Source organism: uncultured Prevotella sp. (assembly GCF_946407605.1).
In the GTDB taxonomy this organism is placed as follows: Bacteria; Bacteroidota; Bacteroidia; order Bacteroidales; family Bacteroidaceae; genus Prevotella.
Map to the genome: position 1 here is coordinate 1 of NZ_CAMJOS010000048.1, position 13,831 is coordinate 13,831.

11 protein-coding genes and 1 pseudogene are annotated in these 13,831 nt (G+C 48.9%); 5 read left to right on the forward strand and 7 right to left on the reverse strand.

Annotated elements, in window-relative coordinates; genetic code table 11:
* From Q0R57_RS13710 to Q0R57_RS13730, 5 genes and pseudogenes are all read right to left on the reverse strand, one after another.
* Nucleotides 1-124, reverse strand: a pseudogene (locus Q0R57_RS13710) (DNA-binding protein); the annotation flags it as partial.
* A gap of 463 nt (nt 125-587) precedes the next feature.
* Nucleotides 588-2,945 carry a hypothetical protein gene (locus Q0R57_RS13715; protein ID WP_294748871.1) on the reverse strand — a complete coding sequence of 786 codons (2,358 nt, stop codon included), beginning with the start codon at nt 2,943-2,945 and terminating at the stop codon, nt 588-590.
* Between the two features lie 29 nt (nt 2,946-2,974).
* A complete protein-coding gene (locus Q0R57_RS13720; protein WP_294748874.1) occupies nt 2,975-5,353 on the reverse strand; it encodes a hypothetical protein in 2,379 nt (792 codons plus the stop codon).
* 28 nt (nt 5,354-5,381) lie between these two features.
* A complete protein-coding gene (locus tag Q0R57_RS13725) occupies nt 5,382-7,784 on the reverse strand; it encodes a C13 family peptidase (protein WP_294748876.1) in 2,403 nt (800 codons plus the stop codon).
* The gene (locus Q0R57_RS13730; RefSeq protein WP_294748879.1) at nt 7,771-8,793 is read right to left on the reverse strand and encodes a hypothetical protein; all 1,023 of its coding nucleotides are present in this window, start codon (nt 8,791-8,793) and stop codon (nt 7,771-7,773) included. Before Q0R57_RS13730 ends, Q0R57_RS13725 begins: the two co-directional genes overlap by 14 nt.
* Nucleotides 8,794-9,461: 668 nt before the next feature.
* Here Q0R57_RS13730 and Q0R57_RS13735 point away from each other — a divergent pair.
* Together Q0R57_RS13735 and Q0R57_RS13740 are read left to right on the forward strand one after the other, a co-directional pair.
* Nucleotides 9,462-10,595 (forward strand): hypothetical protein, encoded by a 1,134-nt coding sequence (locus tag Q0R57_RS13735; RefSeq protein WP_294748881.1) that lies wholly within the window; start codon nt 9,462-9,464, stop codon nt 10,593-10,595.
* A complete protein-coding gene (locus tag Q0R57_RS13740; RefSeq protein WP_294748884.1) occupies nt 10,588-11,256 on the forward strand; it encodes a hypothetical protein in 669 nt (222 codons plus the stop codon). Before Q0R57_RS13735 ends, Q0R57_RS13740 begins: the two co-directional genes overlap by 8 nt.
* Here Q0R57_RS13740 and Q0R57_RS13745 read toward each other — a convergent pair.
* Complete coding sequence (locus Q0R57_RS13745; protein ID WP_294748887.1) at nt 11,246-11,746, reverse strand: DUF6169 family protein; 501 nt, start codon at nt 11,744-11,746, stop codon at nt 11,246-11,248. The genes Q0R57_RS13740 and Q0R57_RS13745 overlap by 11 nt on opposite strands.
* Nucleotides 11,747-11,752: 6 nt before the next feature.
* Complete coding sequence (locus Q0R57_RS13750) at nt 11,753-12,007, reverse strand: hypothetical protein (RefSeq protein ID WP_294748890.1); 255 nt, start codon at nt 12,005-12,007, stop codon at nt 11,753-11,755.
* A gap of 344 nt (nt 12,008-12,351) precedes the next feature.
* On the opposite strand from Q0R57_RS13750, the gene Q0R57_RS13755 reads away from it, so the two are divergent.
* The 3 genes from Q0R57_RS13755 to Q0R57_RS13765 all read left to right on the forward strand — a co-directional run bounded on the left by Q0R57_RS13755 (nt 12,352) and on the right by Q0R57_RS13765 (nt 13,821).
* Nucleotides 12,352-12,636: a hypothetical protein gene (locus Q0R57_RS13755; RefSeq protein WP_294748893.1), complete on the forward strand. Its 285-nt coding sequence runs from the start codon at nt 12,352-12,354 to the stop codon at nt 12,634-12,636.
* A 5-nt stretch (nt 12,637-12,641) separates the two neighbouring features.
* A complete protein-coding gene (locus Q0R57_RS13760; RefSeq protein ID WP_294748896.1) occupies nt 12,642-13,334 on the forward strand; it encodes a BRO family protein in 693 nt (230 codons plus the stop codon).
* 109 nt (nt 13,335-13,443) lie between these two features.
* Nucleotides 13,444-13,821: a hypothetical protein gene (locus tag Q0R57_RS13765; RefSeq protein WP_294748900.1), complete on the forward strand. Its 378-nt coding sequence runs from the start codon at nt 13,444-13,446 to the stop codon at nt 13,819-13,821.
* Nucleotides 13,822-13,831: the final 10 nt, after the last annotated feature.

Genomic DNA, 13,831 nt, shown 5'->3' on the forward strand with positions numbered 1-13,831 from the left:
CCTCCTTAATCACCTTGTCCTGAGTCAGAGCCGTGTACAGCTCGGGCATCATCACGTAACGATACTGACCAGCGTACTTGCCGATGTTTTGATACTGTTCTTTTGCTTTTACTTTCAGTGCCATAATTCAAATTAGTTTAAAGTTTCACATTCAATTTTTAATCTCACTCTTCGTCGCATTTCAATCGAAAATCCGCCTCCCCCGTGGGCCCGTAAAATTTTTCTCGTGGGCGCGCAAATTTCTTCTCTCAAATTGACAATGCAAAGGTACGGCATTTTGATTGCGGTTCACGAATGCTTTAAGGATAAAATCGTGTGTTTTTCGCGATATTTTTCGGGCGGTCACGTGGTCATGGTCATTTGTCAAAATCGAAAAAACACTGTCAAAATCCGTCACTATAATATAAATATTTATTTATATATAGTGAGCAAATAACCACGTTCCCGAAATCGAAAATGACAAATGACCATGACCAGATGACATTCGTGGCAAAATTTTGTTTATGGCAATGTGATAAAAAGAAATCCGGCAAATGGAGGTTTGCCGGACTTCTTTTTCAAATTACCTTATTTATTATAAAATTACCTCAGTACAAGACAATGTTCATTTTCACGCAGTACGGACATGTGGCCTCGGTGTATCCGGGATGGTCGCATATGTCAAAGGCAACCTGTGGACGCTGATGAACGAAATCCCACCAGGAGACGTTAATGGTCACATTCTCGACGCTACCAACATTTGGCGAGTAAGTCCAAAGTCTCATGCCCTTGCCGATGTAGATGCGGTTCCATCCGGCCCAACCTATATAGCATCCGTCCTCATGTTCAGAGTGGTAGGAACCGATGGCACCGCTCCAGGGGCCGCAGTCGCTGCCGGCATGCGCATCCACGCGACCGCCGGCAATTCCGATTGTGCCGCAGGTGGCTTCACGGCCCGCACCGATGCCTGCACCATAGCCATCGCCAACAGCATAGACCTTGCCGCCGCGAATATCGATGGTGCCGGAGTTGATATTCGAAGTTTTACCCTCCTCGCCAGTACCGATACCAGCAGCATTAAGGCCACCATGCGCCTCAACGTCACCTCCATAGATGGTGACGGTGTTACAATTTGCAGCAAATCCGCTGCCGATTCCGGCGCCAGATTTTCCACCGTAGGCTTTCACAATGCCACCGTAGATGGTGATAGGGCCGCTTGTGCCGTCCTCGCCACCACCGATACCAGCAGCATTAACGCCGCCCTCGGCATAGACGTCGCCACCATACATGGTGAAGATGCCGCCGCCAGCGTCCTGACCGCCGCCGATACCAGCACCAACGCTACTTGAAACGAGGCGGGCAGTAGCCTCAATCTTGCCGCCATAGATGGTGATGTTGGTACCTCTACCGTCCTCGCCGCCACCGATGCCTGCTGCGTCTTCACCGCCATAGGCCTTGATGTAGCCATCATAGACAATGAGGGTACCGCCATGACCTGCATCACCGCCGCCGATACCTGCTGCGTAGTCACTACCCTTGGCTGTGATAATACCACCATGAATGATGAGGGTACCCATACTCTGGTTGTTGAGTCCGCCGATGCCGGCAGCTTCATCATAGTCAACTCCTTGACCTTCAGGAGCGCTGGTATTGTCCACATAGAGGGTACCAGTGCCCAAAGGGCCGCTATGGATGTGAAGCTCAGCTCCTTCAGGAATATTCAGGTGCTTTAACGATAGTTTGGCACCATCGCAGATAATGAGGTGGTTGCCCGTTCCCTTCACCTTAAATACATTGCTGGCAGCATTGCCAGTGACGGCATACCAACTGCCTTCGCTTTCAAGGAATTCTTCATTCTCACCAATCAACTCGTAGTATCCCTTTTGTGTCTTCTCCTCTGACTTAACGGTCTTTGTTGCATCATCCCACGAACGCTCCACATAATTAATAGAACCGTACTTCATATAGAATTGTGTGGTCTTGCAGTATAAGGGATAGAAGGAAGAGGTAGTCCACATTCGGTCAAAGTCATCAATTTTTGTTTGATCTCCTGTAGCTGAAAGCTTGACCGCATAGACTGATTGATCTACAAAAATATCTTCAAGCTTACCTATCCAATACCACTCGTTTCTCAGCAGCGGACCATTGCCTGCCTCATCGAAGACACCGGCAAACAAATCCCAGTCGTTTTGCAATATCTGCGAGGCTGTAATTGCATCACTCTCTGATATCATGTCTGTGTATTCTAGATTCTCAAACTTCAACGCATCACCATTCCACTCTTTCTCTTTTCCAATCGCAACAAGCATGGGGGGCACACCGTTGCCTTGACTACGAATACAGACCATATTCATTGTCTCATATTTGATTTTTACATCTTCATGAATACCAGAATGCATTATTGATACTCTTACGTCCATTTTATACACCACACCCTTAATGAACTTTCCCTCCTGCACGTTGGTGGGCCAGGCGCTGTTAGGAATAAAGCTGACCTTGCGGAAGTGACGCACAGCTGCCGTAGTGGTGACCTCGGCAATAGTGGCACCACCGTCAACGGCTTTGAAATAGACTTCGCCCTGAGACTTGCCATCTTTGTCAGTCAGTGTGACGGTCACGTCAGTGCTGGAGGGCGTAGCAGTCACCTTGGCATCGGGAGCTATCCAGGTGTCGAACAACTGGCGAGCCTCCTCCAGGGTCTCTACGCCAATATAGACATTGGTGGTGTCGTTGTCGTAAAGGGGTTCACCATAATTGCGAGACACGAATTGTCCCAGAGAGTCCACACGGACGATGCAATTCTGGAACCAGAGCAGGTCGTTGAATAATACTTCCTTTGAATCGGAGCCACCTGATGATCCATTGTTTTTGTCATCATCGCTGTCGCTACAGGCCGTGAAGCCTGCTGCGCCGGTCAGGGCCATAAGCCCTGCCAGCAGCATAGTTTTAAAATTCGTTTTATTCATATAGGTTATAATTAAATGTTATGTTTGTTTTACTTCGTTACCTTCTCCAACATGTCGATGCTCTTCTGCAGGCAGATGGCAGGCATATAGAACGGCACAGACTTGTCGTTCTCCAGATGTCCGGCAGGATATTCCTGCTCGCCAATCTCCACGTTCGGCTGCCAGCGTTTCTTGCAGTCCTTCAGCAGCGTGAGATACGTCTTTAGTTCTTCACGGCTGACGAGCTTGATTTTCGGCACGTACTGCAACTGGTAGATGAAGCAATCGTAAGGCTTGGCGGTCGTGGGGTTGGCGTTCTTCACGTGGAAGCTGACTGTGACGCCCACCACAATATCGGGCACTTCGGCATCGTAGGCATAGCCATCCTTATAGGGTACGTATATCTGTGGCTGTACCATTACATTCTTACCACCATATAATTCCTTGCGGCCATAGAAATGGAAGCTCTTGTTGGTGCCATCTACAATCTTACAGTTATCTACTGTCTCTGGATCTTCTATCTCGGTGTTCATCAAATCGAACTCCAATATCTCATGCAGACGAATGGGACTTGTTGTTGTATTGAGTACGAGATTGCCGTTCACCTGTGTTCCCTTAAGCGAAATGACGGGACGTGGCTCCAGATTAATGGCCTTGCGCATGGCATCGGTACTGCCGTGCTTGGTATCAGGATAGACACCCCAGGTAGGCGTAACCACGACTTCGGTGACACCGCCCAAGTCCTTAAACAGATCGGTATTCAGGTTGAGCTTAATGCTGGTGGGGTCGAGGAAGGCAATGAGGCGCAGGCCGTAGTTCTCGATGTCGGTGTTCTTATAGCGGCCATCCGACTGGATATTGAGAAGCATAAGATCCACATCGGACATCATATCTTCCTTGGCTACGCAGATGACGGGATCCTCAGCCAAGCTAATAATACCTTCACCCACATGGCCCTGCATGTTCATTTCCTGCAAAGCCTCTTTCTTGATACTCAGACCGGCAGAGTTATTACTACCCCAACTAGTAATCTTTCCAGAGAGATTGATGGTACCGTTCAGCGTCATGTTAATCTTGCCAGGGATGGTATCGTAGTAAGTGGGATATTCATTACCCAAAGCCTTGAAGATGCCGCTGGCAATAGTGAGACCAATGCTGGCATAGCCGGCATACGTCTTAGCTCCCATCATAAAGCGGTTCCAGCTGGTGGCACCACCACCTTCGCCCTTGAACTTGTTCCAACTCATCATATCTCTGGCATAGCCACCAGGTCCGGTGCCAGCAACGCCACTAGCAATCGTGTTCAGCGTACCCAGCACACCACAGATGCCGTCGGTGGTACTACCACCTCCGCTGGCTATAATGCTGGCAGGCCACATCTTTCCGTCTAGAGCGCCACTAAACACGCCTTCTAGTTCAACATTGGAAACCTGACGGTTCACCATTTTGATGAAGAACATATAAAAGTCTTTCTGATTGTGCCATTCCATACCCTTGGGTACGTAGCCATTCATGTTTATATCGAACACGTTCCAACCCACGGTAATAACCTTTGACAACGATTGGGTGTAGGGCGTCACCAAGTTATGGAACGTCTGTGAACCCATCTCCACCATATCTACATTATAATTAAGGTCGGCAGCCGTCTTGTTGCTCGGAATGCTATAGCCCAGAGAGTTGTAGAAGGGATAGTACGTATGAGTAGGAGATGCCGAGCCATAGATAACCTCGAAATAGGCCTCACCACCTGGAACCTGACCTGTGGGCACATAGCAGAACACTCGCATAATGCCTAAATAGCGATTATAGAGTCCGAAGTAGCGAGTGTTGGGGGCGTTGGGGTTGTTCAGATAGCTGAACGCCATCTCCCAGCCCTGATCCTTCGAAATGTGAGTCACCAGGGGTGATGCAGCCGTCTCGGGATTGCTCCAAATGTCGTTGTTCCACGGAGTGTTGATAGAGTCGGTAATTCCTACAACTTTTATCTTCTGGAACTTGTCCCAGTCAGTAAACCAGTCGGTGTCGTTACCACCTGCTCTCAAGTCGCCTTCACCGGCAGGATACTGACAGATGTTGACCTTAGCGGTGTTGCCTTTCTCGTCGGTGGCCACAAAGTAGCCCTCACGCATTTTCTCGCCTGTAATTTCATCAACATTGAGTTGCACGCAGGGTTGGCCCGTTTCGACAGTAGCGGGAGTCACCTTAATCCAGTCCTTACTAGCGGTGACGCTGACTACGTTGGCCTGTAGGCTGTCGATATAAAATAACGACTGGTTGCCTCCGGCAGACACCTGATATTGATAGTTGTAAGTATCGACATTGGTCGATGGACTTGATGAACTGTCATCGTCAGAGCACGACATCAGCATCGTGTTTGCCAGAATCATCGTTCCGGCTAACATCAAAAGTTTGATTGTTTTTTGTTTCATTGCTTTAATAATTTAATAATGTATATGTTTATTTTTTCACGAATTCCTTGGGACTGGTGCGATAGAGGTTGCCGAAGTGGGCCGCGTTGACGATGCGGGCGTGGGAGCCCAGGGTGTGCTGCGCACAGTAGAGGAAGAGGTCGCGATAGGTCTGGGCAGCATCGTTGGCAAGGGCATTGACGAAGTTGCTGCTGAAGCGGTCGCACATCCAGAACGAGCCCGTGCGGTTCCAGTTGTCGGCCCACGACTGCTCCTGGGCATTGGCGCCAGTAAGGGCTAATACGCCAGGGATGCCTTCCAAATCCTCGATCACACGTTCGCCATAGCAGGGCTCGGCCACGATGAGCAGTTTGCGATAGGCGGCCTGCTGATGCATGCGGCTGACGGTCTGCTTCATGAGACCAGCCGTGAAGCCTTTTGGGGCAGGGGCGTCGCGCCATACGAACTCGTCGGAGCCGCTCTGTGTGCTACTGCGGCCATGTCCGCTCCAATAGACCAGCACGTTATGACCGGCATTGGGCGGGATGACCACTGGCAGCCGGTCGCTTTGTTCTCCGGCAAGGATGCTTGCCACATCGGCGGCGGTGAGCTTCGCAGCATCATAGTCAATCTGGGCGTCAGCCATCAGGTCGGGGCCATCAATACTGGTGCGGATGATGCCAGGCTCGGGGTTCTTCGGGTCGTCAGCAATCGAACGGTCGGCAACGAGGATGATATGGTCGTCGTCGAAGCCATTGCGGCGCAGCAGCTGATAGACGTTGAGTGCGTCGGCCAGATGGCGGTAGTTGATGAAGCCCTCGCTGGCGTGTATAATTAGGGCGTACTGGTCCGTCAGAGGTGCGTAGTCGATGCCTGCATCCTGATCGAGGGCCTGCTCGGCGAATCGCTGCTTGGCTGTGTTCTCATCGTAATAGTAGTTCCATGCCACGGTGGCTTCGCCGGCGCGGTGGCTGCCGTCGGAACTGAAGTATCGCCTGTTGTGGATTTTGCCGTCGACAATCTGCCAGTGTACGTAGGTCGTTCCTGTAGCGGCTGTGCACGTCTCGGTATCGAAGGCGATGTTGCCCGAAGCGCCGCGAAACTTTGGCACCAGTCCGTTTTTCAGCGAGCGCAGATAGCGTTCCATCGCGGTGGCACTCCACACAGAGGCACTCAGGTTGGCATCGGCATTGGGGAAGGTGAGGTGATAGACGGCCTGATTGAAAGCGATGTTCTTAGCGTTTTCGTCATCGTCATCGGTGGTTGTCTGGCCGGCGATAACCTGTTTGTAGCAGGCGAAGGCGGCAAGCATGAGGCCGTCGTAGAACTTACACTCCTCGAAGGTGGGCTTGACACCGAACTTCTGTTCGTAGCTGATTTCAAAGCCCGTGGTAGGGTCGGCATAGGGCGAGAAGCCCTGATAGTACTGGAGCATGGCACGCTGACGCTCGGTGAGGGCGTTGATTTCATCCTGGCTGAAGTTGCTCAGGGCAAAATACGTGCGGAAGAGCATCTCGATCTCGGCAGCCATCTCGTCGTAGACGGGGTCGTCGTAAGGCGTGGTGTCGGGCAGGTCGTACGTATCATTAATATCCATGTAGTCGATGATGCACTTGCGGCGCCAACCGGTCACTTGGCAGAGTTGGTCTATGCTCTCGATGACGCAGAAATTGGAATAGAATACATTGAAGATCGCTTCCTGCGCTGAGCCCGAATAGAGCGACTCCTTGATTTGCTGCAACAGGTCGTCGGTCGAGGTGTACTGCGGGTTGACAGTCAAATCGACATCGAGGTTCTCGGCCTGGAAAGGCGCCCAGTCGGCAAAGGTCTTGCCATAGATATTGTCGGGCGAGAAGAGAATGGCGTTGGATGTATCGAAACTCATTTTCTGAGCCATGGTGGCATAGGCCGTCATGACCACCTCGGCAAAGGCCACATCGCTCTCGGTGAGCGACCAAAGGAAGGGGCGCACGGTGCGCGTGCCACTCTGCGTGGGCACGGCGTAGCGGCGGAGAATCTCCTCGCTGGTGGCTGTCGGGGCAATGAGCGGTTTCTCGGTCTGCTGGCAGGCCTGGGCGAAGACCTCGAGGCTGCTGCTGTTGAAGGGACCGACGATGGCCACCACATTGGTGTCGTTGGCGAGTTTGGTGCTCAGGGCTTTCAGGTCGCTGGATAGTTCGTCGTACCAGTCGAGCTGCAGGCGCACGCAGACATCGTTGGCGAGCTGCGCCTCCGTGAAGTTGTCGAGGAACCATTGCGCCGTGCGTTCCAGTTGCGCCTTGGTGTGGGTGTTGCGGTAGGGATAGACCACCGCCACCTTCTTGTCCACCCACTGATGCTGTTGCTGGTAGACGATCGTGTCGTCTTCCGTCTTACAGGCCATAAGCAGCATCATGCATGCTGCGCACAGCCACATCATCCATCTGCCATCAAACATCTTACTTCTGCTCATACGCTTCCTCCTTTCTGATGGCATCCTCGTGAATCTGCTGACGCAGGGCATCTGATATATAGCTGTTATATCTTTGTACGTAATAATCGTCCAGGACGGGACAGAGCGCAACGCCGGTATAGCCGTCCTTCAGTCCCAGCACCTGGTGCTTGGGCATGCCCTCTGGCGAGCGCCACTGGCCGATACAGAGGCTGATGGCGCGGTCGATATGCTTGAATACCGACATGCGGCACAAGGCTGAGGACCGCTCAACGTCTATGCCAACGTAAGAGCCACTGAGTGTCACGTCGCAGAGGTACATCATGGTGTAGCCCGAACCGCCACAGATAGGGATGATGGTGCCACTGGCCTGGTTGAGTATGCGGATAGCCGTAGAGTCGGCAATGTTGTAACCCTCGCCAGCCTTCTGGGCCAGGTAGATGGTTTTGAGGTTTTTCTCCTTGTAGGTATAGTAGTCGGTATTGAATCCGTCGGCAAAGCCCTTGGCAGCACCCGTCACCGTGGCATCCTCGGGGTTGGAGAGGATGAGCGTGGTGTTGTTGTTGAGAACGGGTTGGATGGCACCGGCTTCGTACATGGCCCCGTAGTAGGGCAGATAGAGTGTGGAGCCGCCGCTGGCCAGGGGCTCGGGTGTCTCCAGATAGAGCAGGTCGGCATAGGGATTATTGTCAAAGAGGTGGCTGTTCTGGCGCAGGTAACTGTCGTAGCCCGCTGCTTCAACGATATACAGACGGCGGATGGTGTCGGTCTGGCTCTTCACATCCTGGAACATGCTCTGCAGGTATCCAAGGCCCTCCTCATAGCTGGTGGGCGAGAGTTGCATGGTGCGCAGGCCGTACTTGGCAGCGGCTTCCTCTATACCTTTATATATAAGGTCGCTATAGGAGCGGTCGCCCAGGGCATCGGTGCCATAGATCACGGTGACGAGCGGGGCCGTGCTGGCCTTCGGCTCATCGGGATCCGGCTGATAGATGGTGTCGCCCTCTTTGGTGCAAGAAGTCAATAACACACCCCCCAGGAATATCAAAAATAATCTTCTACTTATCAAATATTCTTTGTTTTATGTTATGTCGTAATATTCTCTTTGTTCTTAGTCTTGGATAAAGTCTGCTCCGCAAACAATAGCTAATTTCTTGTTTGCAAAGATAACAAAAATATGTGGAATAAAAAAGAAATGCCTCGAAAAAAAAATCAGGTGGCCCAAAATCGTGTATAAGGTCCTTGAAATATGGAATCATAGGGACGGTTCCGTTGATCAAAAATGATCGCAGGAACCGTCCTTGTTTTGATTTAAGACATTCTAATTTTATATGGTATTTTAAGTTTTTAATTTGATTCCATTATTTTATGCATAAATGTGCTGGAGTGTGGTGGATTATTAGTATCTTTGCACTCCGGTAATATAAAGGTAAAAAGACAATGGACAACATAGACAAAACTAAAGAATACATCCGAGATGCCGTGACCAATCCCTTGGAGCGACTTATGAAAGGTGAGAGTGGGGAACCTGCAGTGAACTTGTATGAAAAGTATTACTGGCAAGGTTACAAACCCCAGCAGGATCCTAATTATAAAAGTATGTTGCATGATGTTATGGTGCCTTACTATGAATTGTATCTGAACGGTGACACAAAACTTTGTTGCGCCGGTGACCGGCTAGAGTTTATAAGGAGGAAAATGGATTACATCATTAAAAATGATGATCAGTTTGGTCAATGGGCATCTGAAAAGAACTTGATTTATGCTGCAGAATGTTGGGGTGATAATTTGAAACGCTTTGAGAAGGAGTCGAAGCGTATCTACCGGTTCTTTCATGTGCTGGAGATGCTGTTGGAGTCTGAATGCCAGCAAGATTGGTGTGAGCTGTCTGGGGAACTCAAAGAAATGCTTTTCAAGTCGGAGGTGTGTTACGACTATAAGACCGATGAGGTACTGTGTGTGCTGCACGCCTTCACGATGATTATGCAACAGGATTGGACTAAGGATAAAAAGAAGGAAATGTTGGATCTGCTCAACCAGCACTGGCTGTTCCTGAAGCACTACTATTCTGTCATGATTCGTCATATCATTGGCGTAAAGTGGACGAGGTTTCATAAAGTTGCAGAGACCGTCATGAATTCCAGTCAGTCGTTCAAGCCCCACATGCACATCTTCTATTGTGGACTGATGGACTGTGTGGATGAATTGCATCTGGATCGGAAACATCAGCGTGAGATGGATAAAGTGATGCTTCAGATGCAAGAAGAGATGAACCGTGTAAAAGAACCGTCTGAACTGCTTTATCCACTTTGTGATGCTATCTTTCCTGAAGATTTTCAGCGTCTGCTTCGCGAGCATCGTCCAAAGAGTTATAAGGAGATTGAGAATGAAAACAATCTGAAAGACGAACTTATCAAGCAAATGAGAGAGCAGAATAAGCGTACTTGTAAGGAGTTGGAGAAATCTAAGGAAACACTAGAGAAGATGGTGATGTCGTCAATCCCCATCGAAGATGTCGATGCCGAGTTGGAGCAGTATCCTGCCGGTACGGCTTGGGATATGCTAAAAGACCTTAATGCAAACCCTATCATCAGTATGCAAAAAGCGTGGCGTGAGCACTATCCGGAATTACTCAAGAAATACCGCAAGCGTCTGATGGAGCCTTTCGAACAACAGAAGGAATTGACAGAATCGATGGCGAAGGTGGCTGAACGGCCTACTTATGGTACATATTATGCGTCGGGGGCAACTCATGACGACAAGCGCAGTCAGATGCTCTTAGGAGAAAATATGGAGAAGTTTGTACCTCTTAAAAAGATAAGCAATGAGTAACAGCTATTATGAAAAAGGTGCCAACCATTATGATCACCACAAGGAACTGCATATAGACACGGTTAATGGTGGCGATATTGGGAAGTTGATTTCTGCTTTCTTCAAGGATGATGCCGAAGAGGCAGAAGTTGTAGAGGAAGTAAAAGAAATCGAAGTGGAATGTGACCAGTTACTGATTAATGACGTTTTCTCTGATGAATTGTTTACGTCTAATCTGCAGTTGTTAAAGCTGAGAACAATCATCAGTCAGTCTGTCGGTATGGGGGAGCAAGGAAAGATTGACCTGAGCAAAGGCTTGGAGTGGTATTGGTTGTATCAGGCGATTTATGACGCAGGACTCTTTGAGACACGTAGCAATCGTGAGAATGTTGTGACAGTGGTTGGCTTTGTCCGTCAGATCGCTAAATGGCTCCCTGACATCATTGATGTTGATGATGATGAACGCATTCGAAATATATGCAAAAGTATGTCTGCCGAACAGGGGAAGTGGATGATGAATGGCAAGCCGGTGAGCCTTGTAGATATAGAGGCAAACAAACGACGTATGACAGCAATGAAGACCACAAAAATAGAACGCATCATCAGCGTTGCATATAATGGACTATATACAAAACTTGTAGCTCTGAAACAGGAGATTGCCAAGGAAAAGGCTACTCGATAGGCTTCCTAAGGAATGCCGCCAACTCATCGAAACGCGCCAGGATCAGTTCAAGGTCTGGGTGCGTTTTTTCTACGATAATAGCCCCGTAGTTGGGAGTATTATCGTCCATCACATCCTCTATGGTACGAATCTCGTATAGGTCGCGGTGCTCGTAGGTGTTGAACCAGCGAATGAACAGGTGGAAACGATACTTCTGCATACCGTCGCCGGTAGCACAGATATAGAGTAGCACACCGCCATTGGCACGGAAGAACTCTTCGATGATGGCAAGAATGGTGTCGCGGAGTTTGCGGTCGTTGGGTGAGGGCTTATGATTAATGTTGTTGATATCGAAAGCACATACTTCCATTTGGAGCATCTCTACATTGACGCTCAAACCAATTTCATAGCTTACTTCGTAGTCGGTATCAAATGCATAAACTCCGTCCTTCACCTTCCAAACGTAATAGGGAGAACGGAGATTAAGTCGGTCTAAATCAAGTGTGTACATAAAAGGTTATACGGCAAGTTCGTGTTCAATGACTCTTTTTTCCAGACGTTTGTCGGATTCCTTGAACCATTCACGCTGTCTTGCCTGAAATGCTCGCACTGCAGCAAGCATCTCTTCGTTTGAACGTGGTGTAAATCTCTTGTCCATAATATATCCTTTCGTCTTTTCTTGGTGCAAAGATAGACTATATTTTTGATACTTCCAAGGAAAAGCGAAAAAAAGTGCATTTATGAGGCTTCTTTTTACCTTTTTGTTAGACATCTAAATAGACATGTTAGATAAAAAACGGCGAATGAATTAGACACGTTAGACAAGCGTGGATATATGCATTATATTACTTTTTTCTTTCTGATATATGTCGTAATTTTGCAGTGCCGAAAGGGAAAAACAACTCCCTCGAAGGTACGTTCTTTGACAAGTTTACATACGATATAGATTCTGCTTTTGCAAATCATTTCTGTTTTTCATATTTTTTTTGTTTGTGACATTCTCGGGCGGTCAGCGGACTGCCACAAGCCTGCTCTGCTGCGATAGCACGGCAGTTTTTAATAGAGATTTCTAAAGGTCGCATAAAAGGGTGCGACATTAAATAAATAATAAAGTAAATGGATACAAGAATCTTAAAAGTGGTACGCCAGGGCGAGGCCTTTAGCGTACAGTCGTCTAAGAGTGACAATGGATCAATCCAGAAGTGCAACATAGTGTTGCGCGAGATGGGTGGATCGAAGTTTGAAAACGAGTATGTGTGCGTCATGCTAGGTAATCTGGCGGCGTGCAGGTTCTACGAAGGTGATGTGGTTGCGGCCACGCTTCGTTTCTCTACACATGAGTATCAGGGACAGGTGTTCCAGGAGATACTGGTTACGGATATAGTGAAGATTAATCATTAAACATTATGACATCAGAAATCAAAATTTTTAAGAACGAGATGTTCGGCGAGGTTCGAACACTCACAAACGAGAAAGGTGAGACTTTCTTTGTAGGCAAAGATGTGGCGCAGGCACTGGGGTATAGCAATACCCGCAAGGCTTTGATGGACCATGTAGATGATGAAGATAAGGGGGTAACGAAACGTGACACCCTTGGAGGAATTCAACAGATGGTTATCATCAACGAGAGCGGTCTCTACGCTTTGGTGCTAAGTTCTAAGCTTCCACAAGCCAAGGAGTTTAAGCGCTGGGTAACGGCCGAGGTGCTGCCGCAGATACGACAGACGGGCGGTTATCTTCCAACCCGAAACCCACGTACGGGCGAGATGCTGACCGAGAGCGAGTTGGTTGAGGCTGCCAACAAAATTGTAGCGCGAACGATAGCACGCAGCAACATGCCTGCCGATGACTGCCTGACGGCTACTCAAGTAGCTGAGAGTCTGGATGTGGATGTGAAGCAGTTGAACCACTTCTTGGTAGATAAGGGCGTGATGTTCTGGAGTTACGGTCGCTACAAGCTTACTGCTAAGTATGCCGATTGCGGCTATGCCGAGGAACGAAAGTTTCACTACCGCGCCCTAAACGGCGCCCGCAAGCAACGTCCCTATCTGGTGTGGACAAAGCAGGGTAAGGAGTTTATAAAATCAATCTACCGCTAAGAGAGAGAGTTAACCGTAAACAATAATTTCTGAGTTGAAGCTGAGGAGGATATTCTCGAGTAAATGGCCAAAGAATCCGAAACTTCTTCTCGCTTAAAACTTAGAAGTAATGCAGAAAAAAAATATCAACAAACCGGTAATGCTCGACGGCTATATGGCCGTGGGCCAAGAAAATAACCTTCACGTACTAGACTTTATGTGCTGTGAAGACGTGCAGATGAAGACCTTTACAGGCAAGTGTAAAGTAGAGCTTATGCGCGATGGCAACGTGTATATCAGTGAGTTGCCCAAGCAAACAAGAAACAAGCCTATGTTTCGCGAAGATAACTGCTCGCTGTCGAAGGGAAAGAACGGCAAATACTATTTCGTATTTACGCTCGACGAGGCTCTGCTGGATCAGCTGCCCGAGAAGCTGGTGCATCAGGCCAGTGCGATAGCCCAGAAGGTGATTCGCGAACTGATTAAAGGAAGGGGGTACAGACTATGATATCGTACTG

Coding starts and splice junctions, on each gene's coding strand:
- Q0R57_RS13715 (WP_294748871.1), bottom strand. CDS start 2,945: ATGAATAAAACGAATTTTAAAACTATGCTGCTGGCAGGGCTTATGGCC.
- Q0R57_RS13720 (WP_294748874.1), bottom strand. CDS start 5,353: ATGAAACAAAAAACAATCAAACTTTTGATGTTAGCCGGAACGATGATT.
- Q0R57_RS13725 (WP_294748876.1), bottom strand. CDS start 7,784: ATGAGCAGAAGTAAGATGTTTGATGGCAGATGGATGATGTGGCTGTGC.
- Q0R57_RS13735 (WP_294748881.1), top strand. CDS start 9,462: ATGGATTACATCATTAAAAATGATGATCAGTTTGGTCAATGGGCATCT.
- Q0R57_RS13740 (WP_294748884.1), top strand. CDS start 10,588: ATGAGTAACAGCTATTATGAAAAAGGTGCCAACCATTATGATCACCAC.
- Q0R57_RS13745 (WP_294748887.1), bottom strand. CDS start 11,746: ATGTACACACTTGATTTAGACCGACTTAATCTCCGTTCTCCCTATTAC.
- Q0R57_RS13750 (WP_294748890.1), bottom strand. CDS start 12,007: ATGTCTAACAAAAAGGTAAAAAGAAGCCTCATAAATGCACTTTTTTTC.
- Q0R57_RS13755 (WP_294748893.1), top strand. CDS start 12,352: ATGGATACAAGAATCTTAAAAGTGGTACGCCAGGGCGAGGCCTTTAGC.
- Q0R57_RS13760 (WP_294748896.1), top strand. CDS start 12,642: ATGACATCAGAAATCAAAATTTTTAAGAACGAGATGTTCGGCGAGGTT.
- Q0R57_RS13765 (WP_294748900.1), top strand. CDS start 13,444: ATGCAGAAAAAAAATATCAACAAACCGGTAATGCTCGACGGCTATATG.